Below are 23,377 nucleotides of genomic sequence, written 5' to 3' on the forward strand. Positions count from 1 at the left end.
CAGTTACAGGTTGATCATGTGGCCGGCGAGTCCGTGGATCGATTCCTGCAGGCCCTCCGACAGCGTCGGGTGGGTGTGCACGTTGCGTGCCAGCTCGTTGACGGTCAGGTCCCACTTCTGCGCCAGTGTCAGCTCGGGCAGCAGTTCGGAGACGTCGGGGCCGATCAGGTGGCCGCCGAGCAGCTCGCCGTACTTGGCGTCGGAGACCAGCTTGACGAAGCCGACGGCGTCGCCGAGTCCTTGGGCCTTCCCGTTCGCCGAGTACGGGAAGGTCGCGGTCTTGACGTCATAGCCCTCGTCGCGGGCCTGCTGCTCGGTGAGGCCGAAGGAGGCGACCTGCGGGTGGCAGAACGTGGCGCGCGGCATCATCCGGTAGTCACCCAGCGTCTGGGTCTCGGCGCCGGCGATGGTCTCGGCGGCCACCACACCCTGCGCCTCGGCGACGTGCGCGAGCTGCAGCTTCGCAGTGACGTCGCCGATCGCGTACACACCCGGCACGTTGGTGCGCATGTGGTCGTCGATCGCGATCGCGCCGCGCTCGGTGAGCTCGACCCCGGTCTTCTCCAGACCGTAGCCCTCGACGCGCGGGGCGAAGCCGATGCTCATGAGCACCTTGGACACCGTCAGTTCGCCGCCTCCGGAGCCGTCGGCGCCGGTGTACTTGACCACTACCTTGTCGCCCTGGTCGTCTACCGACTCGACCTTGGTGGAGGTCAGCAGCTTCACGCCCAGCTTCTTGTACTGCTTGGCGATCTCCTTGGAGACGTCCGCGTCCTCGTTGGGCAGCGCACGGTCGAGGAACTCGATGATGGTCACGTCCACGCCGTAGTTCTTGAGGACGTACGCGAACTCCATGCCGATCGCGCCGGCGCCGACGATGGCGATCGACTCGGGCAGCTCGCGGGTGAGGATCTGCTCTTCGTAGGTGACCACGTTGTCCGAGAGCTGCACGCCGGGGAGCAGGCGCACCGTCGAACCGGTGTCGATGATGATGTTCTCACCGGTGATCGTCCGATCGCCCACGGAGATGGTGTGCGCATCGACGAACGTGCCCCACCCGTTGATCTCGGTGATCTTGTTCTTCTTCATCAGGTAGTGCACGCCCTTGACGATGCCCTCACTGACCTTGCGGCTGCGGTCGAACGCCGCCCCGAAGTCGAAGGAGACGTCACCGGAGATGCCGAACAGCTGCGCCTTGTTGTGGAAGGTGTACGCCAGCTCGGCGTTCTTGAGCAGTGCCTTCGACGGGATGCAGCCCACGTTCAGGCACACACCGCCCCAGTACTTCTCCTCGATGACCGCGACCTTCTGCCCGAGTTGGGCGGCGCGAATAGCGGCGACGTAGCCTCCTGGGCCGGCGCCGAGTACAACAGTGTCAAAGTGATCAGCCACGGCTTTCAGCCTAGCCCTAGTGTGGAGTCCATGGACCAGTACGCATGGCTCGAAGAAGTGGAATCCGCCACTGCCCTGGATTGGGCGCGCGCGATGAACGAGGCCACCACCTCCCGCCTGGCCGGCCCCCGGTTCGACGAACTCGAGTCGCGCGCCCTGGCCATCCTCGACACCGACCAGCGCATCCCGTATCCGGTGCGCCGCGGCGAGTACCTGTGGAACTTCTGGCGCGATGCCGAGCACCCCTACGGCCTGTGGCGGCGCACCACTCTCGAGTCCTTCCGGAGCGAGTCGCCGGAGTGGGACGTGGTGATCGACGTCGACGCACTCCGCACCGCGGAGGAGGAGAACTGGGTGTGGCACGGCGCCGCCGTCCTGCGGTCGGTCTCCCCCGACGGTGAGCCCTACGACCGCGCGCTGGTCTCGCTCTCGCGGGGCGGGGCCGACGCAACCGTGGTGCGCGAGTTCTCCATCTCCCGCCGCGAGTTCGTCGCCGACGGCTTCGAGCTCCCGGAGGCCAAGACCCGGATCTCCTGGATCGACGGTGACACCGTGTACGTGGGCACGGATTTCGGCGCCGGCTCGCTCACCGACTCCGGGTACCCGCGGATCGTCAAGCGGTGGCGGCGCGGTACTCCGATCGGGCATGCGGACACCGTCTTCGAGGGACATCCGTCCGATGTCGCGGTGGGTGCCGGATACGACGACACCCCTGGTTTCGAGCGGCATTTCGTCAACCGCGCCATCGACTTCCACAACCGCGAGTTCTATCTTCTCGATCCGCAGACGCTGGCCCTGGAGCGGATCGACGTGCCCTCCGACGCCGACGCCGACGTCCACGAGTCCCGATTGATGGTGCGCCCGAAGACGGCGTGGGAGCTGCCCGGCGGCACCGTCGAACCGGGTTCGCTGGTGGCCTTCGACTTCGACTCCTACCGGTCCGGCTCGCGCGAGTACGACACCGTCTTCACACCGGATGCGCACACCGCTCTGGCCGGGTTCGCCTGGACCAAGTCGTACCTGCTGCTGCAGACGATGCGCGATGTGCGCTCGGAATTGCACACGCTCACACCCGGTAGTTGGGAGGAGGTCCGGACGACGGGTTTCCCGGAGTTGGCGGAGATCGGCGTGTACTACACCGATCCGCGTGAGGGTGACGAGATCCTGGCCACCGCGAGCGGTTTCACCCTGCCGCCGACCCTGCTGCACGGATTCGCCGGCGGTGCGGTGGCTCCACTGAAGTCCGCGCCCGCCTTCTACGACGCGGACGGGGTCACCGTCGAGCAGTTCTTCGCTACCAGCGACGACGGGACGCAGGTCCCCTATTTCGTGGTGGGCCGACGCGGGCCGGACGCGGCGCCCGGACCGAGACCGACGCTGCTGTACGGGTACGGCGGTTTCGAGGTCTCGCTGACCCCGGACTACACGCCGGTCTCCGGGGCGTCGTGGATCGAGCGGGACGGGGTGTACGTACTGGCGAACATCCGCGGCGGCGGCGAGTACGGGCCGAGCTGGCACACCTCCGCGCTCAAGCAGAACCGGTTGCGCTCGTATCAGGACTTCGCGGCGGTGGCGCGGGATCTGGTGACGCGCGGAATCACCACTCGCGAGCAACTGGGCGCCCAGGGCGGCAGTAACGGCGGGCTGCTGATGGGCGTGATGTACACCCGTTACCCGGAATTGTTCGGCGCCATCGTCTGTCAGGTGCCGCTCCTGGACATGCGGCGCTACCACCAATTGCTGGCGGGGGCATCGTGGATGGCGGAGTACGGCGATCCGGATGATCCCGCGCAGTGGGCGTTCATCAGCGAGTACTCGCCGTACCAGAACCTGCCCGACGGTCCGGGCGAACCCGGGGATCTGCCCGCCCTGCTGGTCACCACCTCCACCCGTGACGACCGGGTGCACCCCGCGCATGCGCGCAAGTTCGTCGCCGCGTTGCGCGAGCACGGCATCGAGGTGGACTACTACGAGAACATCGAGGGTGGGCACGGCGGCGCCGCCGACAACAAGCAGGCCGCGTTCAAATCCGCTCTCGCGTACGAGTTCCTGTGGCGCGAGCTGAGCGACGGTCGGGAGCAGCGATGATCGCGGCGTTCTCGATCAGCCCGATGGGTGGTGCGGATGAGTCCGGCGACGGCGGCGTCGCGGCTGCGGTCGCCGAAGCGGTGGCGATCGTGCGGGCCAGTGGCCTGCCGAACGAGACCAACTCCATGTTCACCAACATCGAGGGCGAGTGGGACGAGGTGATGGCGGTGATCAAGGCGTGCGTCGATCGCCTCGCCGAGACGGCACCGCGGGTATCGCTGGTGGTCAAGTGCGATATCCGGCCGGGCCGCAGTGGTGAGCTGAGCGGCAAGGTCGAGCGGGTGGAGCGTCACCTGCGCTGAAGCCGGGCCTCCACGCCGAGTGGCTCGTCCGCAGCCACACGCCCCGGTCCGCTGCCGACGATGCCGAGCAGTACCAGTAGCAGGAGCCACTCGGAACTGTAGAAGAAGTGACTGAGGAAGCCGGGGACAGTGGTCGATGCCGCCACGGCGGTGGGCCAGGTCGAGTAGTAGATCGCGCCGATCATCGTCACCGCCAGGCCGAGCCCGGCGACGCGGGTGAGCAGGCCCAGTACCAGCAACGCGCCCAGGACGAGCTCGGCCCACGCGGTGATGGTGGAGGCCAGCGCAGGCTCCGGGATACCCCAGGCGGTGAAGTCGGCGGTGAACTTGGCGGGGTTGGCGGCCTTACCCCAGCCACTGATGAAGAACATCACTCCGACGCTCACCCGCGCCGCCAACAACCAGAAGTCCCGCATCCGCTCCATTGACACCACGGTACCGATCCATCGCGTCGCTGCGGGCCGGAGCACCCCGTGCAATACTGTGACGCATGTTGCTCAAGAGACGCCAGATACTGGTGGGGCTGGCTACGGTTCCCGCTGCGGCGGTCGTCTCGTCGATGACGGTGCCGCACGCTGCGGCCGCCGACGCCGACAAGGCGCTGCTCGACGCGGCAGTCGCGGCCGCACCGACGGCCCGCGAAGTCATCACGGTGGCGGCGCCGTCGTTCACCGCGACCGACGTGCAGGTCTCGGCGTGGGCGCTGCTCGCGCAGGGCTGGTCCAAGGTCTACGGACCGGTGCCGGGCAAGGTCGGCCAGCAGGGGATCGGCGAGGGCAAGGACGGTGTCCCGCGCACCCCGTACGGAGTCTTCGAACTCGATCTGGCATTCGGCCGGCTGGACAATCCGGGCACCACGCTGCCGTACACCAAGGTGACCGATCAGCACTGGTGGGACGGCAACGTCGCCTCCCCCACGTACGACCGCATGGTGGTCCAGCCGCAGAGCCCCGGCCCGGAGAGCGAGAATCTCTACGATGCCGGGCCGGTCTACGACTACGCGGTGCACTTCGACAACAACCCCACCCACACCCCGGGTAAGGGCGGCGCCATGTTCCTGCACGTCAGCGACGGCAATCCCACGCTCGGCTGCGTCTCGATCAGCAAAGAGGGAATGGTCACGCTGCTCAAATGGCTCGCACCCGCACACAACCCGGTGCTGGTCACCGGTCTCGCGAGCTGACCGGCGAGCTCCCTTCGACGCACTCCGCGGCCGGAGACCGCCGTTTCACCGCAGAACGCTTCGGAAGTTGTTCCTCACTCAAGGGTGCGGATCCAGCGGTCCAGGACCGGAACCACGAACTCCGGTGACCCCACCCACTGGTTGTGCCCGAGCGGCTCGGCGATCCGCTCATGGGTCACCGATCCGGCGGGGAACTTCTCCCCCACGAACCGTGACTGCCGATCACTGACCAGCTCATCACCGGCGACGGCCACTGTCAGCACCGGGGTCCGCGTACCGGCCAGCCGGACCTCGTAATCGACGTCGGCACCGTCGACGTTAAAATCGCCGGTACTCACCAGATGGTCGAAGTCGCGGACGATGCCCCGGGGCACTTCGCCGAAGCCGTCCGGGCCGGACCAGTGGCCGCGCCGGGCAGCGGCACGCGCTGCCACCGAGGTGCCGATCCGCCGCGCCGTCCCGGAGAGGCCGTCGAGCTTGTGGTAGCCGGTGCCGCAGGCGATCAGCGCCAGCCCGGCGAGATTGCGCCGGGCCCGCGCCGCGTACATCACGCCCATCAGCCCGCCCAGGCTGTGCCCGAGCAGGATCCGTGGTGCGTCGGGGAACTTCTGGCGGACCAGCGCGGACACCGCGGGGTAGTCCTCGACCACCACGTCCTGGAAGCCGTGCCCACCGGAAGCGCCGCGCGGCCGGGAGTCGCCCTGCCCGCGGTGCTCGGCGGCGACCGCGTTGTACCCGGCGTCCACCAGCGCGCGCCCGAGGTCGTCGAAGTATCCGGCGGGCACGTTCACACCCGGCCACATCATCACCACCGGCGCCGACGGCTCCGGCCCACGGAAGATCCGCACCGGGTTTGTGGTGCCGTCGCGGTAGGTGAGCGTCGCGACGGTGGGCCGACGGGCCGGGGAGGTCACCAGCGGGTCTCCGCGCGGCGGGCAGCGATCGCGCCCAGACCACCGAAGATCAGTCCGATCAGCGCGATCGCGCCGCCGATCGCCGCCTCGGTCACGATCCACGGGGTCAGGCTCTTGGTGACCTGCCCGATCGCGGCGTCGAGCACCGTCGGACTCAATCCGCCGGTGCCGCCCCGCCCGGCCACGTACGACGGTGCCGCGACGCACAGCACCCAGGTCACTCCGGCCGCGACCGCAGCCCCCAGCCCCAGGTAGAACAGCATCATTCCGCGGCGCCGCGCCGCCCACAGCGCGAGCAGTGCGGCCACCACCGCGACGATCGGGGCGATCCACGCGGCCTGACGGATCAGATCCGCGGCGGCCGCGTACCGTCCGGCGCGGAACAGGTCCCGGTTCGCACCGGTCCCGGAGAGGTCGATGGTCACCCGCTGCGGGACCTGCACCTTCACGTCGTTCGCGGCGGCCACGTCGCGGATCATCGGCGCCAGGTCGATCTCGGCGGTGGTCGCGCCGCGCAGGCGCTGCTCGTCGGTGGGCCGCACCAGCAGCCAGGTGTGGACCTGCCCGACGGCCTCGGTGAAGGTGCCGGGGAACTTCGGACCGTGGGCGTACTCGGAGACGTACGGGGTGATCGCATCGAGCGGGGGCCGCACGTCGCCCTGCTCGGTGAGCAGCCGCTGCACCTGCTGGGCGATCTCCTGGGTCATCGCGTCCTGCACACCGCGGTCACGGCCGAGGGGCTCCATCAGCGCCATGAACTCGCCGCGGTCGAGGACCGTCTGCTTGGCCCAGTTGGCGGGGACCGCCACGAACGTGGCGACGATCGCCACGAGCACGAGGAGGAAAGCCGTCAGAGAGCGCACGGCGTCAACGCTACTCGACGGGCCGACGGTTCCCGCCCCACTCCCGGCACCGGATCAGTCGCTGAGAAGGTTCTTACCTCGGCCAACGATCAGCGGGTCCGGTACGCCGACCACGTCGTAGTCCTTATTGTCGTAGTCGAACTTGCTGAGGATGTGACGCATGGCGTTGAGCCGCGCCCGCTTCTTGTCGTTGCTCTTGACCACCGTCCACGGCGCGTAGTCGGTGTCGGTGGCGGCGAACACCTCCTCCTTCGCGGCGGTGTAGTCGTCCCACTTGTCCAGCGAGGCCAGGTCCATCGGGGAGAGCTTCCACTGCCGGACGGGGTCGATCTGCCGGATGGCGAAGCGGGTGCGCTGTTCGAGCCGGGTCACCGAGAACCAGAACTTGGTCACGTCCAGTCCGTCCTCGACCAGCATCTTCTCGAACAGCGGCACCTGGTGCGCCCAGCGCTCGTGCTGTTCGTCGGAGCAGAAGCCCATGACCCGCTCGACGCCGCCGCGGTTGTACCAGGAGCGGTCGAACAGGACGATCTCGCCCTTGGTCGGGAAGTGGTCGATGTACCGCTGGAAGTACCACTCGCCGGCCTCGCGCTCGGTGGGCTTGACCAACGCCACCACCCGCGCGCCACGAGGGTTGAGGTGTTCCATGAAGCGCTTGATGGTTCCGCCCTTGCCCGCGGCGTCGCGCCCCTCGAAGACGATCACCAGACGCTGGCCGGTGTCCTTGACCCACCGCTGCAGCTTCAGCAGTTCGATCTGCAGCAGCCGCTTGTCGCGCTCGTACTCCGAGCGGGGCATCCGCTCGGAGTACGGGTAGCCCTCGCGCCAGGTGTCCACGACGTGCCGTTCGGGCGTCAGCAGCACCGGGTCGTCGTCATCGTCGTCGTTGACCGCGAAACCCTCGGTCGCCCGCAGGTCCACGATCTTCTGCAGCGCCTCGCGGCCGCTGACGCTACTGAGGTCGATTCCCACCGGCAGATCAAGATCAATCACCCTGCGCACGCTAGTTGCAAACCGAGTCCGCTCGGTGAACTGCACATGAACCGGTGGTTCGTGCGGCCGCACCGGTAAACTCCCACCGGTGCCCGAGACCACCCATCGCACCCGGCGCCGAGCCGAACACCTCGGCCCGGAGAAGCGTCGACCCCACGTGCTCGACGCCGCACTGGAGATCGCCGTCCGGGATGGCCTGGCCGGTGTGACGATCGGTACCGTCGCCGAGAAGTTGCAGGTCACACGCCCGGTGGTGTACTCGTGCTTCCCCGATCGGGTGGCCCTGATCAGCGAACTGCTCGACCGTGAGACCACCATCCTGACCACCTACGTGCTGCAATCGCTGCACAGCACCCGCGGTGACGATCCGGAGACCGTCTTCATCGACGGTTTCCGCAGTCTGCTCGCGGTGGTCAACGAGCGGATCGACACCTGGCAGCTGTTGTTCTCCGGCGGAACCGATCCGGAGGTCGCGCACCGCCTTCGGGCCGCCCGTGCGATCGTCACCGAGCACGCGCAGGCGTGGATCCGTCCGGCGCTGGACCGCTGGTGGGACGTGCGTGACATCGACGCGAAGGTGCCACTGCTGATGGAGTTGTTCGTCTCCGGCTGCGAGGCGGCGGTGCGATCGATGCTGGCCGACCGACCGGAGGACGCCGGCCCGCAGTGGCGCGGCGATTCCGAGCGGATCGGGCGGTTCTACGGCTCGGCGATGTACCGGGCGTTCGTGGGAGCCTGAATCTCGAACGGCCCCAGCACTGTCCGCAGCTTGTTCGCGGTCTCGGCGAGTTCGGCCAGCGGATCGGAGGCACCGACGATGCCGCCCCCTGCGTAGGCACGCAGGTTCGCCCCGTCCAGTCGTGCGCATCGGATCCCGACCCGCCAGTGGCCGTCACCGTCGGCGCTGGTCCAGCCGACGGCGCCGGCGTAGAAGCCGCGTTCACCCTCCAGGCCGGCGATCGCCGCAGCGGCTGCGGGCCGGGGCACGCCGCATACGGCGGCGGTGGGATGCAGTGCCAGTGCCAGGTCCAGGGCGGTGGTCGACGGGTCCGCGAGCCGGCCGGAGATCGGGGTGCCCAGGTGCCAGACCGGTCCGGCGCGGGTCACCGACGGCTGGGCCGGCACGTCGAGTTCGGCGCACAGCGGCGCGAGCGCGGCGGCGATCTCGTCGACCACGTAGGCGTGTTCCTCGCGGTCCTTCGCCGAATCGAGCAACCCGTCCGGGGAGGTCGCGGTGCCGGCGAAGGGGTGGCAGTACAGATCCGCTCCCACCCGCCGGACCAGGATCTCCGGACTCGATCCCACCAGCCAGCGGCCGCGCCAGCCTTCGCCGGCCGCGCTGAGATCGACGGCGAAGGCATTGCCCTGCGGGTCCCGGGCCTCCAGGGCGGCGGCCAGCACCAGCGGATCGATGTCGTCGTCGGCGGTGAAGTCCAGCGCCCGCGCCAGCACCACCTTGCGCAGGTCGGAGCTCTCGATCACCGCGATCGCGCGGCGCACCCGGTCGAGGTGCACTTCGGGTGCGGGATGTTCGGCTGTGCGGCGAAGCCGCGGCAGTTCAGCGGTCCGGGGCGCCTCGGCGGGCCCGAACCACTCGGGCACGGTCAGGGCGGCGGGCCCGGTCAGGTCGAAGGGCAGCGCCCCCACCACCGACGATGCCCCGCCCGAGCGCAGCGCATCGGCTGCGGCGTGCGGATCGGTGAAGACGTCCTCGGTGCCGCGGGCCGCCAGCCGATGCCCGGCTGCGGCCAGCATGAAGTGCGGCCGCGCAGCGGGCCGGGTCATCGCAGCACCTCCAACAATCCGATCGGTGCTCTCCACTCTGCCGCATCGGGTCGCCGTCCCGGCATCCGACAACACCCCGTGGCCGATACAAAGCCAACCCTATCCTTAGGTAGTGATACCGTCCGGTGTGTCTTCCGATCCCCACGACCGCACCGCAGTGGCTGCGCTCCGCGCCGCCGGCATCACCGCAGTCCCCGGAACCCCCGAGTTCTGGAACGCACTGGTCGAGCACGGAACTCCGGTGTTCATCAGGACCGACGGCGGCTTCGACGCATTGGTCCTGCGGGCCACCGCGGGTGTGCTTCGCCGCGAATGCGAGCGAGGCCCCGTGCCGTTGCGGCGGCTCTCCGGTGCCCCCGCCGACCCTGCTGTCCCGGACGCGCCTGCTGTCCTGGGCGATCCTACGGTCCCCGGCGCCGCTGTCTGGTTCACCACGTTCCACCTGCCGTCCGGCCATCGGCAGACGTACTGGTTCGAGGACGAGCCCTCCGCCGCGCCCGCCTCCGACAGCGCTGATCCGCACAATCAGGAGAGCGCCGGGCCGGGACGGTCCTTGGCGGTAGCGCCCGACGCCGCACCCCAGCCGTACTGGCCGCCGCGCACACCGGACCGGATCGAACCCCTACCGCGGCCCCGGATCCGCTGGCGCAGCGATATTCTCGGCAACCGCCGGACGGTGCGAGTGCACCGCACCGGGACGGGCGGCCCGGTGGCGATCCTGCTCGACGGTGACGACTGGCTGTTCCGGCACCCGATCGCGCCCGCCCTGGACGCGGCGCACGCCGACGGCCGTATCCCGGACGCCACCTTCGTGATCGTCCCGGCGACCGATCGCGAAGCCGAGTTCACCGGCGGGGCACTGTGGCGGGCGATCATCGGGGAACTGCTCGACCTGGTCGCCGAGAGCGGACCCGCCGACCGCAGCACCGTCGTCGCCGCCGGGCAGAGCCTGGGCGGGCTGTCGGTCCTGCGGGCCGCACTCGACCACCCCGGTCTGCTCCGCGCGGCGGCTGTGCAATCCGGAGCGTTCTGGTGGCCGGCACCACCGAGCGGGGATCCGCTCGCCGGACCGGCGGGTGGGGAGATCGCCGAGCGCCTCGAAGCGGGGGCAGATCTCGGCGGCCTGCGGCTGTTCCTCGATACCGGTGCCGCCGAACCGCGGATGCACCGGCACATCGAGGCCGTCGCCGATCTCGCCGGCCGGTGCGGCGCCGACGTGCACACGCAGGTCTCCCCTGCCGGTCACGACTGCGCGGGCTGGCGACACGCTCTGGTACGGGACCTGTGCGCGGCCCTGACCGCGCTGCGGTGACTCAGCGCGCGACGGCCAGCCGGTAATCCTGACCGGCGGCCAGGCTGCGGTGGGTGCCCTCCGCCACCACCGAGCCGCCGTCCACCACGATCACCCGGTCGGCGAGGTCCAACAGCGCCGGAGCCGCAGTCACCACCACGGTGGTGCGTCCGGTGCGGGTTCGAACCAGGTTCGAGGCGATCATCTGCTCGGTGACCGCGTCCACGGCACTGGTCGGATCGTCGAGCACCAGGATCTCCGGGTCGGTCGCCAGCGCGCGGGCCAGGGACAGGCGTTGCCGCTGACCACCGGAGAGATTCGCGCCACGGTCGCGGATCACCTGGTCGGCACCGGCCGGGTGCAGGTCGATCACATCACCCAGCAGGGCTGCTTCGGCGGCCCGTTCGAAGGTCTCGGTGCCCGGACGTCGCGGCGCGAGCATCACGTTCTCCCGCAGTGTCCCGGAGAACACCGCATCGTGGTGCGACGGTGCCAGGACCGTTGCGCGCACCGATTCGGCGGAGAGCGAGGCCAACGGCAGTCCGCCGAGGAGGACCTCGCCGCCGTACTCGGCCGGCGGAAGCCGCAGTTCCAGCAGATCGCCGAGTGCCCGTCCCAGTCCCGGCTGGTAACCGACGACCGCGACGAACTCACCCGGCTCGATCCGCACCGACAGGCCCAGCCCCGGCGCACGGACGTCCCGCAGCTCCAGCGCGGGTGCCTGCGGTGCAGTGCCGTCGCCGTCGGCGAACCTGGGCTCGGCGTCGAGCACCAGTGCCAGCCGATCCGCGGAGGCCCTGGCGGTGGCCACGTACTTGGGCATCTCGGAGAAGAGCTTGATCGGTTCGATGATGAACTGCGAGAGCCCCACCGCCATCACCAGTTCCGCCACTGAGATCCTGCCGATCAGTGCGAACCATCCAGCGGTGAGCGTCACCGCCACCGCCAGCGCGAGATTGAGCAGCAGGGCCGCGCCGGCGTAGGCGCCGGACACCCGGGCGACCCCCACCGCCTGCCCGGCGGCACGGCGGCTGACCACGCGGTAGCCGTCGAAGGCGGCGCGGTTGCCGCCGAAGCCGTGCAGCGGGCGCAGTCCCGCGATCAGGTCGGCGACCCGCGCGGTCGCGACCGCGACCCGGGACTGCTGTTCACGGGTGGCCTCACCGATCCGGCGGGCGAGCACCCCCAGCACCGCGAGGGTCACCGGTGTTCCCACCACGATCAACAGGCCCAGCGGGATGTCAATCCAGGCCAGCAGCCCCGCGGTCACCACGACGGCGAGCAGCGACGAGACCAGCAGCGGCACCACCTCGATGATGTCAGCGGTCTGGTCGGCGTCATCGGTGCCGATCGTCAGCACCTGCCCGGAGGTCAGGTCGGTACGCGGCGGCACCGGCCGGATCACCCGGTCGGCGACCCGCACCCGCAGCCGGTGAGCCTCGGTGGTGTTGGCCCGCTGCAGGATCCGCATACCGAACCGCCAGCACATCGAGACCGTCAGCAGGGTGACGCCGAGCAGTGCGACGCCGATCGCCGCGCCGGTCATCCCGCGCTGCAGCAGGTGCCCGGTGGTCAGGCCCAGGACCACCGGCACCGCGGTCTCGGCGAGCTGGTAGCCGGTCATCAGGACGGTGCCGGCCACCAGTGCCCGACGATTCCTGCGGATCGCGGTCCGCAGGATCTGGCGACCGTTCATCGGTTCTCCTCCACGTGCTGGGCGACCGACTCGACGCTGCGCAGCGCGAACAGGTCCTTGATGCTCAGGCACGGGCCGAACTGCGCGCGCAGGAGTCCGACGAGCCGTACCGCCACCATCGAGTGTCCTCCGAGATCGAAGAAGTCTCCGGTCGCGGTCACCTCCTCGGGTTCGAGGTCGAGCGCCTCGGCGAAGATCTCGCAGACGATCTCCTCGGTCTCGGTCTGCGGCTGCCGGCCACCACCGCCGGGCAGCGGGCCCGCCTCGGGCAGCGCGGCCACGTCGACCTTCCCGTTGACGGTGAGCGGGATCGAGTCCACCAGTGCGTACCGGGCCGGCACCAGGTAATCGGGGAGGCTCGCGGTGGCCTCGTCGACCAGGGTGCGTGGATCGGCGTCCGGGTCCAGCACCAGGTAGGCGGCGAGGTGCCGGGAACCGTCGGCCCCGGCTCGGGCCAGGACGGTCGCCTGCCGAACGTCCCGGTGCGCCTCGAAGGCCGCGGCGACCTCGGCCGGTTCGACTCGATGCCCACGGATCTTCACCTGGTCGTCGGAGCGCCCGAGGTAGGCGAGGTGCCCGTCGGGTCGGCGGAGCACCACGTCACCGGTGCGGTACATCCGCTCCCCCGGTGCGCCGAACGGGGACGCCACGAACAGCTCCGCGGTCAGCCCGGGCCGCCCCAGGTAGCCGCGGGCGATACCGGCCCCCGAGACGTACAGCTCACCGGGAACACCGTCGGGTACCGGCCGCAGCCACCCGTCGAGGACGTGCACGACGGTGTTGTCGATCGGCCCGCCGATCACCGGGTCGTCGCATTCGTCGGTGCCCACACCGAGGGTGTTGATCGTGTACTCGGTGGGGCCGTACAGGTTGTAGCCGGTGACCCCGGGGGTGTCACCGAGCAGGCTCCACAGTCCGGCGCCCACCGCCTCACCGCCCAGCAGCACCAGCTGCGGCGGACTCTGCGAGGACAGCAATCCCTCGCCGACCAATTGCGTGGCGTAGGTGGGCGTCACGTTGATCACGTCGATCCCGTGATCGGCCACGTACCGCACCAGCTCCGGGGCGTCACGGCGCAGTTCCTCATCGCAGATGTGCACCTCGTGGCCGTCGGCGAGCCACAGCAGTTCCTCCCACGACATGTCGAAGGCGAACGACACCGTGTGCGCCACCCGGAAGATCCGGTCACCGGCGCTCGCGAGAACCGGCTCGAAGATCCTCCGCCGGTGATTGAGCAGCATGTTGGTCAGGCCGAGATGATCGGTGAGCACGCCCTTGGGTCGCCCGGTCGAGCCGGAGGTGTAGATCACGTAGGCGGCCGCGCGCAGCCGGTCCGGATCGCCGGGTGCGAACCCGGTGACCGGTGCGGCTCCGGAGAGCGGCGCATCCAGCAGCAGTGCGGGGATCGCTCCGGGCAGCCGATGCGCCACCGCGCCGACGGTGACCACGGCCGCCGGCCGGGCGTCGTCGAGAACATCGGCCAGCCGCGCATCCGGGTGGTCGAGTTCGAGGGGCACGTACGCGGCGCCCGCTCGTAGTACCGCGAACAGTGCGACGATCGACTCCGCCGACCGCGGCACGGCTATCGCCACGAGATCGCCCACACCGATGCCGCGGGCGTGCAGGTCACCGGCCACGTCGCGGCTGCGGTCGCGCAGCTCGGCGAAGCTCATCCGCCGGTCACCGGCCACCAGGGCGATGCGGTCCGGATGTCGGTCGGCGGATTCGTCGAAGTAGTCGACGACGGTGGCGGTTCCGATCGGCTTCTCACCGCCGCCGATCGGCGCGCCCGCACCGGGCACCGGCACAGCGGCCAGAAGCTGCTCCGGTCCGGAGTCGGCGAGTGCGGCCAGGATCGCGCAGTACTCGTCGATCAGGCCGGTCGCCAACGCCTGCGAGACGCGGTCGGTCCGGTATTCGAGCTTCAGGGCGAGTCGCTCGCCGGGGGTCAGTACCCAGGTGAGCGGGTAGTGGGTGGAGTCCTCCGCCTCCGAGTGGGTGATCGAGTGCCGTCGTTCCATCTCGCCCAGTGCGTCCAGGTCGAGGAAGTTCTGCAGCACGAAGAGGTTGTCGAACACCTCGGACATGCCTGCGGCACGCGCGATCTCGCCGAGTCCCAGGTGCTCGTGCCGCATCGCCTCGGTCCGGTCCTGCTGGATCCCGTCGAGGTAGGCGGCCAGGCTCTGATCGGGCCTGGCGGCGGTGCGCATCGGGACGGTGTTGAGCAGTACGCCGACCACGCCTGAGACGTCCGACGGCTCCGTGCCTCCGGGGAGCACCACGGCGTCACGACCGGAGACGGTGACACCGAAGATGGCGTCGTCGCGTCCGGTCCGGCGCACGAGCAGCAGCCCGAAGGCGCCGGTCACGAGCGTGTTCAGGGTGATGCCGAGACGCCTCGACAGGCCACGCAGCCGGTCGCTGAGCGAAGCGTCCAGGGTGCGGAACACCTGCTCTGGGAGCGCGCTGGCGGCCGCCTCGGGACCGGCCGGACGCGGATCGCCCGCGAGCAGCGTGGGACCCGCCGCTTCGCCCAGGTGGGAGGCCCAGAACCGGTGCGCCGCCGCGGTCTCCGCATCGGTCCGTTGGGTGATCGCGCGAACGACCTCGGCGAACGAGGGACTCGCGGGGCGGGTCTCGGGTTCGGCTCCCGCGATGATCGCGGCGTAGGCGTCGAACAGCTCACGCAGCACGATCTCCCGCGACCAGCCGTCCCACAACACCAAGTGGTAGCTCAGCAGCAGGGCGTCGGTATCGGCGCCCCGGAGCACGTGCATCCGCACCAGCGGCGGCGCTTCGAGGTCGAATCCGGTTGCGCGGTCGCGCTCGCGGAACGCCGCCACGTCGACCGGGTCGGATCCGGCTGCGCCGTCGACGACGGTGACCGGCACGTGCATCCGCTCCCGCGGGAGCACCATCAGCGGCGCCCCGTCGTCGATGGTGAACGCGGCACCGACCACCGGGTGCCGGGCGATCACCACGGACATGGCCTCGGCCAGCGCGCCGGTGTCCAGACGGGTGGAGAACTCGAACCAGCTCTGCGCGACGTAACTGCCGCCGTCGCCGCCGGCGTGGTCCTGGAAGATCAGGCCGCGCTGCAGCGGGCTGGGTGCCACGGATCCGGTGGTGGTCCGTGCCGCGTTCTCCAGTGCCGCGGTCCAGTGCTCGGCGAGTTCGCTCGGAATGCCCGCGGCTAGGGTGAATTCGGCGCGGATGCGGCCATCGGTGATCCAGGTGTTCAGCTCCACCGCGTGCGCGTTCCGTGCACCGGGGTCGGGCACGTGGATCGTCGAATCCTCCGTTCCCGCACCGAGGTAGTTCATCAACACCTGTGGTCGCGGGAGTGCGCTGAGCCGGGTCCGGCCCTGTGGGTCGAGGTAGCGTACTTCGCCGTAGCGGCGGTGGCGGTCCGCGCTGGGCGCGGTGGCGCTCAGCTCGCGGGCGGCGGCGACCGGGTCCTGCGCGGGTGCCATGCGCACCGGTGCGATCGCGGTGAACCAGCCCACCGTCATCGCATGCGCCGCCGCGAGCTCGCCTCCGCGGCCGTGTCTTTCGAGTTCGATCACCACGTCCTGCGGTTCGGGCTGCTCAGCGGTCAGGGCCACCCGCAGCGCCCCGGCCAGCAGATCGGTGAGGTCGGTGCCGGTGCGGGCGGCGAGGTCCTGCACCGCATCGGCCGGGGTGTCGACGGTCACGGTGCGTGCCGGCAGCGCCGGGTCGGTGCGCAGCACCAGCTCCGGTGCGTCGAGCAGGTCGGTCCACCGACCCAGGTCGGAGGCGTCGTTCCCGCGCACCGCCGAGGCCACCGCGTGATCGAGGAACCGTCCTGCTTCCGGCCGGCACTCTGCTCCCCGCGCCGCGATCTCGTCGGTCAGGACCAGCCAGGAGACGGCGTCGACGGCGAAATGGTGCGCCGCGACCACCACGGTGGCGGTGGACTCCACCCAGGCGAAGGCGATCATCACGCCGTCGGCCGGGTCGAGGGCGGCGATCGCAGCCGAGGTCGCCCGCTGCTCGTCGGCGGCGATGAGCACCACCGGATCGGCGGTGTCGCGGATCCGTGCCGACCATCCGCCGCGGTCGGTCGCCACCTGCATCCGCAGCGCATCGTGCCGGTCGAGCAGGGCATGCGCCGCCCGCTCCACCGCGGCGCGGGTTCCCACGCCCTCCACCCGGCGTGCCTGCGCGAATCCGGGCCGCAGCACGCCCTCGTCGATCTCCCACTGCCGGAGCATCATCGGAGTCAGCGGCAGCCGCCCACCGGTGGTGACGGCACTCGATGGCGCCAGGGTTCCGGCGCGCTCCCCCTCACGGGCGGACAATGCGGCCGCCAGCCGGGCGGGGGTCTTGTGCAGGAAGATCTCGCGGGGCGTCACCGTCAGACCCGCGGCGCGGGCGCGCCCGACGACGGTGATCGCGATGATGCTGTCTCCGCCGCCGGCGAAGAAATCGGTATCGACTCCGGCCTCGCCGAGTACGTCGGAGTAGATCCGCACCAGCGCGGACTCGATATCGGCGGCTCCCCCGGTCGCAGTGGCGTTTCCGGTCGCGGTGGATACCGGTTCCGGCGCCGCCTCCCGGCCGGCCGCGGCCAGTGCCGCCCGGTCGAGCTTCCCGTTCACCGTCATCGGTAGGGCGTCGAGGCTTCGGTAACTGTGCGGGATCATGTACGACGGCAGCGTTCGGCCGAGAAGCTGCGCCGGGTGCTCCGGCATGACGCCCACGACGTGTGCGATCAACCGGTCCTCGGTCACCGTGACCGCCGCGTCGATCACCGTGTCGATGTCGCGCAGCGCGCTCTCCACCTCGCCCGGTTCGATCCGGAAGCCGTTGAGTTGCACCTGGTCGTCGTCACGGCGCTCGAAGACGAGTTCGCCGTCGAGCGTGCGGTGGGCGATGTCACCGGTGTGGTAGAGCCGTGATCCGTCGTCCTCGAACGGGTTGGCCACGAACCGGGTGGCGCTCAGCCCCGGCCTGCCGAGGTAGCCGACGGCCAGTTGATCGCCGGAGACGAAGACGTTGCCGGCGACGCCGGGCGGCACCGGACGCAGCCGGTCGTCAAGCACGTGTACCCGCAGCCCGGGCAGTGCGCCACCGATCGGGCTGGTGTCACCGCGCAGATCCTGTTCGCCGAGCACCCGGTGGGTGACGTGCACACAGGTTTCGGTGATCCCGTACATGTTGACCAGTTCGGTGTCCGCGAGCGGGTGCCGCCGCGCCCAGTCACGCAGTCGGGCGGGCTCCAGTGCCTCTCCACCGAAGATGATGCGGCGCAGGCTCAGTGACCGGCCAGCCTCGGCGGCACGATCGGCCTCGTCGAAGCGGTGGAAGGCCGACGGGGTCTGGTTGAGGACCGTCACCCCCTCGTCCCGGACCAGGGCGTGGAAGTCCAGCGGTGAGCGGCTGAGCGGATAGTCCGGTAGTACCAGCCTGGCCCCTGAGGTCAGCGCGCCCCACATCTCCCAGACGGCGAAGTCGAAGGAGTAGGAGTGGAACATCGTCCAGACGTCGGTCTCGTCGTGCCCGAACAGCGGATCGGTCCGTTGCAGCAGTGAGACCACCGCGCGGTGCGGTACCGCGACGCCCTTGGGTCGCCCGGTGGAACCGGAGGTGTAGATCACGTACGCCGCCTGGTCCCAGTCGGCTCCGCCGTCCTGGTGTCCGTTCGGGGATGGCTGGGTCGACACTCCTACCTGCATCAGGCGGGTGCCGTTCCCGTCCGTGAGTGCGGCGGCAAGGTCCCGGTGACCGGCGCTGTGCAGCAACACGTGCGGGAGGCTGTCGTCGACGATGTACTGCAACCTCTGTTCCGGGTGGGCCGGGTCGAGCGGAATGTAGGCCGCACCTGCGAGCACGGTCGCGAGGACGGCGACCACCTGGTCCACCGATCGTTCGGTGAGCACGGCGACCCGCCCGCCGGGTCCGGCCCCCTGCGTGGCCAGGTGCGCCGCGAGGGTTTCCGCGGCGGCCGCGAGCTCGGTGTAGGTCCGCTGGTCACGGCCGCCGTCGAGCCGGGCCACGGTCAGCGCGGTCCGATCGCCGAATTCGAGTGCAGCCCTGCGGAACATCGTGGCCAGAGTCTGCGGCTGCACACGCGCGGCCGGCGCCACGACCGAGCTCTGGGGATCGTTCAGCAGCCCGTCGAGTCGCCGACGGAAGGTGTCGTACAGCGCGCGCGCCTGGGCCTGTGTGACCGCCTCCGGGTCGCGGATCAGCTGGAAACGGACACCGTCTGCGCCGCGCATCACCACCAGGGTCAGCGGGTAGTGCGGTGCGCCCTCGTTGCTCAGGTCGACGATGCGGAACTCGTCGTCCTCGGCACCGAGTGTGCTGACGTCGGTGGCGAGGTCGAAGACCACCAGGGTGTCGTGCTGCGCCTGCGGCGCAGCACGCAGGGTCCGAGACAACGAGAGGTGCTGGTGCGCTCGGACGTCGGCGCTGAACGTGGAGACCTCGTCGAGCAGTTCCCGGCCGGTGCGCCCGCGCAGCCGCACCCGCAAGGGCACCGTGTTGATGAACAGGCCCACCATGTCCTCGATGCCGGTGACGTCTGCGTCACGACCGGACACCGTGGAGCCGAAGCACACGTCGTCGCGGCCGAGCAGTCCGCCCAGCGCCGCTCCCCAGGCGGCGTGCACCGCGACGCCGAGCGTGACCCCCGCGGCCCGGGCTCCGGCGTCGAGGCCGGTGATCGGCTCGGTGATCTCGTGCGCCGCCCGGCCCGACGGTGCGTGATCGGGTACCAGCAGGGTCGGGGCGGGGCAACCGTCGAGCAGCCGGGCCCACACGGCGGAGCTCTCGGCGTCGTCGCGCTCGTGCAGCCAGCGCAGGTAGTCCGCGTACTCCCCGCTCGCGCGGCCGGATCCGGGACACCGGTACTCGGCCAGAAGGGTGTCCAGCATCGGTGGGACCGACCAGCCGTCCGCCACGATGTGGTGCACCGTCTGGATCAGGGTGTACTCGCCGGCCGGACCGTCGTCGTGGGTGAGCAGGGTGAACCGCATCGGGATGTCGTGAGCGAGGTCCATCCCGGCGGTCCGGTCCCGTTCGGCCAGTGCGACCACCTCGCCCGGTGCGGCAGCGGCGACCGTCACCGCGGGTTCGGCATCGGGCCGGAGCACGGCGACCACCCGGCCGTCCGCGAGCGAGACGAAACGTGCGCCCAGGTTCGGATGCACCGCCAGCAACCGACGTGCGGCGGCGCGCAGGCGATCCGGGTCGACGGTGCCGGTCAGGCGCATCACCTGCTGTTCGACGTAGTCGCCGCGATCGTCGTGGTCGAACACCGCGTGGAAGTACAGCCCCTCCTGGAGCGGGCTGAGCGGAAGCACCGCCGTGACCGGGCCGTCGGCTTCGAGCCGGTCCACATCGGCCTGGGTGAGTCCGACCAGGTCGAAATCGCTCGGTGAGTGCCCACCGGTCCGCTCGGCGGCCAACCGGTCGAGTGCGGCGGTGAAGTCGGCGGCGAGTTCGGCGACGTCGACCTCCTCCAGCACCCCGTCGGGCCAGGAGACGGTAGTCACCAGCACCGGCTCGCCGGTGTCACCGGGCTCGGTGACGGCGTTGAACTCCAGCGGCCGGGGCAGCAGCATGCCGGGGTCGCGCCGTTCTCCGAGCTGTCCGGTGCGCTCGGCGAACCGTCCGAGGTAGTTGAACAGCACCTGCGGGACTCGGTCGCCGCAGTCCACCCCGGCCAGATGCTTGAGCGCTCCGTAGGAGATCCCGGACCGCGGCACCCGGGCCAGGTCGTCCTTGACCGCCTTGAGTGCAGCCGCCGGGTCGGTCGTCGTACCCGGATCGACGACCACGGGGAACAGCGTGGTGAACCAGCCGACGGTGGCGCTGAGATCCGGTTCGGCGAGCCCCTCGGCAGCGACGTGCCGGCTCTCCCGGCCGTGCCCCTCCAGCTCGATCAGGGCATGGCTCTGGTGCACACCGCGCCGCGCGCGCCACTGCGCCAGTGCCAGGGCCAGGGCGGTGAGCAGCACGTCGTTGACGTGCGCGTGGAACCGGGTGGGAATCTCGGAGAGCACCGCGGCAGTGGTGGCCGGGGTGCACTGCACCGTGAGAGTGCGCTCAGTGGCGACGGTGTCCCGCGCGTCCAGCGCACGGGTACCCACCGGTGCGTCCGGTCCGGGCAGCGGCGTTCGGTAGTAGGCGGCGTCGTCGGTCCATCCGGCGGCGGCCGCGGCGAGCAGTTCGGTCCACCGCCGCATGGAGGTACCGGAGGGCTCGGTGCCGAGGTCACCGGCGGTCAACTGATCGCAGATGATGCGCCAGGAGATGCCGTCCACCACGGTGTGATGCGCGACCAGGGTCAATGCGAGGTCGTCCGGCCGCCAACCGGCTGCGAGCATGACGCCACCGTCGGGGTCGAGGCGCGTGCGGGCGGCCTGCTCGGCCTGCTCGGCCGAGCTTCCCGGCGCGAGCGTGTGCACCGGGACAGCTCGCACGGCGTCGGCGGTGGGCACGTCGAATCCCCAGCGGTCGCCGCGCAGCAGGCGAGCGCCGAGCATCGGATGACGGGAGACGAGTGCGGCCAGCAACCGGTCGACGTCCGCATCGGTGGTCGCGGTGGGCAGGGCGACGGTGACCGCCTGCACGAAACCGGCCACCGCATCGGTGGTCTCCCCCAGCCAGGTGACGATCGGGGGGCCGTCCACGCGCCCGTGGGGACGGTCGTCGAGGTCGGCAGCGGCGGTCGCGGGGACGGCGAGCGGGGCCAGCGCCTGCGGAGTGGGCGAGTCGAAGATCTGGCTGGTGCGTACCGACAGGCCCTGTTCCCGAAGCGCCGCGAGCAGCGAGATCGCGACGATGCTGTCACCGCCGAGTTCGAAGAAGTCCTGATCGGCTCCCACAGCCTCCAGTCCCAGGACCGTGGCGAAGGCTCGGCACATGGCGCGCTCGGTGTCGGTGGTGGGGGCGGCGCCGCTTTCGACGGTGGCCGGGACCTCGGGCAGCGCACGCCGGTCGATCTTCCCGTTGACCGTGAGCGGGAACTCCTCGAGCACGATCACATGTGCGGGAACCATGTACTCGGGGAGCCGGCCGCTGACCCAGTCGCGGACGGCCCCCGGTTCCGATCCCGACTCGTCCCCGGCGATCACGTACCCCACGAGCTGCGTACTACCGCCCGGGGTCTTGCGGGCCACCACGCAGCTGTGCCGAACACCGGGGTGGGCTGCCAGCGCCACCTCCACGTCTTCGAGTTCGAGCCGCATCCCCCGCACCTTGACCTGGTTGTCGGCGCGGCCGAGGAAGTCCAGGGAGCCGTCGGCGGCGAACCGGGCGAGATCTCCGGTCCGGTACAGGCGCGAGCCGTCGGCGGCGAACGGGTTCGCCACGAACCTGGACGCGGTCAGGCCCGGTGCGCCGACGTAACCGCGACCGAGCAACTCGCCGCCGGCGTACAGCTCCCCACCCACCCCCACCGGGCAGGGACGCAGCTCGTCGTCGAGCACGTACAACTGGGTGTTCGGGTTCGCAGCCCCGATCGACGTCGAGAGACGTTCGGCTGCACCGCGGTAGATGACATGGGAGACACCGATGGTGGCTTCGGCGGGGCCGTATCCGTGGTAGAGCGTGATGTCGAGCTGGCGCCGGAACCGCTCGTACAGGTCCGGAGTGAGAACCTCACCGCCGCACCAAACGTGCGCCAGCGACCGCAGCCTTCCCGCCCCGGCGTCGATCGCCAGCAGCACGTCGAGCATGGAGGCCACCAGGTAGACGAAGGAGACGCGGTGCCGCTCGATGGTGTCGAGCAGGTACAGCGGATCCCGTTCGCCGCCCGGATCCGCTACCACCAGTCGTCCGCCGCAGACCAGGGGCAGGAAGATCTCGTTGATCGAGATGTCGAAAGACAGTGGAGCTTTGAACAGCGAGGCATCGTCCGGACCGAAGTGCAGGATCTGATCGCGCTGCCACAGCAGTCGCTCGGAGATCGCGGCGTGCCGGATCATCGCGCCCTTGGGCCGGCCGGTGGAGCCGGAGGTGAAGATGACGTAGGCGAGGGTGTCCGGCCCGGGACGCGGGACCTCACCACGGTGCGGTGCCGCGGCCGCGAGTTCGTCGAGGTCGATCACCACGGCCTGCGGTTCACCGGCCGTCACCGGCGCGTTCGGCTCGACCAGAAGCACCGTCACACCGGCGTCGTCGATCACCATACGGCGACGGTCCGCGGGCAGGGCCGGGTCCAGCGGTACGAACGCGCCGCCGGCCATCAGCACACCGAGCAGTCCGACGACCATCTCCATCGAACGCGGGACCGAGATGGCCACCGCCGTCTCGGTGCGCACGCCGCGCTCGCGCAGGAGCTGCGCCAGTGCCGAGGACGCCGCCACCAGTTCGGAGTAGGTCAGGCGCCGCTCCCCGTGCTCGACGGCCACCGCCTCCGGTCGGATACGGGCCTGTTCGGCAATCAGGGAAACCAGATCGGGACGTTCGCGGGGATGATGGGTGGCGTTCCACCGGCGCAGCTGCTCGAGCCTGCTTTCGTGGTCCCCCGGGCCGACGCTGCCCAGCGGCCTGCGCGGGAAGTCGATCAGATCGTCCAGAGCGGACTGGATCTGATCACGAGAGTGCAGGCCGGCACCGTCGGGCAGGTCGATCCGCCAGCCACCGTCGCCGTCGGGCGACAGCGGCCACTCGCCGGTACCCGCCCCGCACAGCAACTCCACCACGTCGGTCTCCGGATCGGTACCATCGGGCGTCACCCACCGGGCCAGGACGGCGGCGACGGCCGCCGCCACTGCGGCGTCGTCGCCGAGCGGCGCGTCCTCGCCCAGGCGGCGGCGGAGTTCATCGACCTGGCTCGCGGTGAGCGAAAGAGTGTCGAGAGTGCGGGTCATGTGTGCGGTGTCTCCTTGTGGCG

13 protein-coding genes are annotated in these 23,377 nt (G+C 70.3%); 5 read left to right on the forward strand and 8 right to left on the reverse strand.

Translation table 11 applies throughout. The features are described from left to right. Positions 1-3 precede the first annotated feature (3 nt). Complete coding sequence (lpdA, locus tag ACYVHG_RS06625) at positions 4-1,392, reverse strand: dihydrolipoyl dehydrogenase (RefSeq protein ID WP_461166608.1); 1,389 nt, start codon at positions 1,390-1,392, stop codon at positions 4-6. Here lpdA and ACYVHG_RS06630 point away from each other — a divergent pair. Further along, the gene (locus ACYVHG_RS06630) at positions 1,381-3,480 is read left to right on the forward strand and encodes a prolyl oligopeptidase family serine peptidase (protein ID WP_461166609.1); all 2,100 of its coding nucleotides are present in this window, start codon (positions 1,381-1,383) and stop codon (positions 3,478-3,480) included. The genes lpdA and ACYVHG_RS06630 overlap by 12 nt on opposite strands. Continuing rightward, on the forward strand, positions 3,477-3,782 hold the full coding sequence (locus ACYVHG_RS06635) for a thiamine-binding protein (RefSeq protein ID WP_461166610.1): 306 nt from the start codon (positions 3,477-3,479) through the stop codon (positions 3,780-3,782). Before ACYVHG_RS06630 ends, ACYVHG_RS06635 begins: the two co-directional genes overlap by 4 nt. Here the strand turns inward: ACYVHG_RS06635 and ACYVHG_RS06640 are convergent. Further along, positions 3,770-4,207, reverse strand: coding sequence for a DoxX family protein (locus tag ACYVHG_RS06640; RefSeq protein WP_461166611.1), 438 nt, complete (start codon positions 4,205-4,207; stop codon positions 3,770-3,772). The two genes, ACYVHG_RS06635 and ACYVHG_RS06640, sit on opposite strands and share 13 nt — an antisense overlap. Positions 4,208-4,272: 65 nt before the next feature. On the opposite strand from ACYVHG_RS06640, the gene ACYVHG_RS06645 reads away from it, so the two are divergent. Next, positions 4,273-4,965: a L,D-transpeptidase family protein gene (locus tag ACYVHG_RS06645; RefSeq protein WP_461166612.1), complete on the forward strand. Its 693-nt coding sequence runs from the start codon at positions 4,273-4,275 to the stop codon at positions 4,963-4,965. Between the two features lie 74 nt (positions 4,966-5,039). Here the strand turns inward: ACYVHG_RS06645 and ACYVHG_RS06650 are convergent, their stop codons facing one another. Genes ACYVHG_RS06650 through ppk2 form a run of 3 tightly spaced genes read right to left on the reverse strand, consistent with a single transcriptional unit; the run spans position 5,040 to position 7,735 of the window. Next, the gene (locus tag ACYVHG_RS06650; RefSeq protein ID WP_461166613.1) at positions 5,040-5,879 is read right to left on the reverse strand and encodes an alpha/beta fold hydrolase; all 840 of its coding nucleotides are present in this window, start codon (positions 5,877-5,879) and stop codon (positions 5,040-5,042) included. Further along, positions 5,876-6,742: a hypothetical protein gene (locus tag ACYVHG_RS06655; RefSeq protein ID WP_461166614.1), complete on the reverse strand. Its 867-nt coding sequence runs from the start codon at positions 6,740-6,742 to the stop codon at positions 5,876-5,878. The genes ACYVHG_RS06650 and ACYVHG_RS06655 overlap by 4 nt, the downstream gene beginning before the upstream one ends. Before the next feature lie 54 nt (positions 6,743-6,796). After that, entirely contained in the window at positions 6,797-7,735 is a 939-nt protein-coding gene (gene ppk2, locus ACYVHG_RS06660; RefSeq protein WP_461166615.1) for a polyphosphate kinase 2, read from the reverse strand. Between the two features lie 88 nt (positions 7,736-7,823). On the opposite strand from ppk2, the gene ACYVHG_RS06665 reads away from it, so the two are divergent. After that, positions 7,824-8,474: a TetR/AcrR family transcriptional regulator gene (locus ACYVHG_RS06665; RefSeq protein WP_461166616.1), complete on the forward strand. Its 651-nt coding sequence runs from the start codon at positions 7,824-7,826 to the stop codon at positions 8,472-8,474. On the opposite strand, the gene ACYVHG_RS06670 is transcribed toward ACYVHG_RS06665, so the two are convergent. Next, a complete protein-coding gene (locus tag ACYVHG_RS06670; protein WP_461166617.1) occupies positions 8,435-9,520 on the reverse strand; it encodes an isochorismate synthase in 1,086 nt (361 codons plus the stop codon). The two genes, ACYVHG_RS06665 and ACYVHG_RS06670, sit on opposite strands and share 40 nt — an antisense overlap. Positions 9,521-9,647: 127 nt before the next feature. On the opposite strand from ACYVHG_RS06670, the gene ACYVHG_RS06675 reads away from it, so the two are divergent. Continuing rightward, positions 9,648-10,832, forward strand: coding sequence for an alpha/beta hydrolase-fold protein (locus ACYVHG_RS06675; RefSeq protein WP_461166618.1), 1,185 nt, complete (start codon positions 9,648-9,650; stop codon positions 10,830-10,832). A gap of 1 nt (position 10,833) precedes the next feature. On the opposite strand, the gene ACYVHG_RS06680 is transcribed toward ACYVHG_RS06675, so the two are convergent. Together ACYVHG_RS06680 and ACYVHG_RS06685 are read right to left on the reverse strand one after the other, a co-directional pair. After that, positions 10,834-12,507 (reverse strand): ABC transporter ATP-binding protein, encoded by a 1,674-nt coding sequence (locus ACYVHG_RS06680; protein WP_461166619.1) that lies wholly within the window; start codon positions 12,505-12,507, stop codon positions 10,834-10,836. Beyond that, on the reverse strand, positions 12,504-23,354 hold the full coding sequence (locus tag ACYVHG_RS06685; protein ID WP_461166620.1) for a non-ribosomal peptide synthetase: 10,851 nt from the start codon (positions 23,352-23,354) through the stop codon (positions 12,504-12,506). The genes ACYVHG_RS06680 and ACYVHG_RS06685 overlap by 4 nt, the downstream gene beginning before the upstream one ends. Positions 23,355-23,377 lie beyond the last annotated feature (23 nt).

The organism is Tsukamurella serpentis (genome assembly GCF_054780975.1).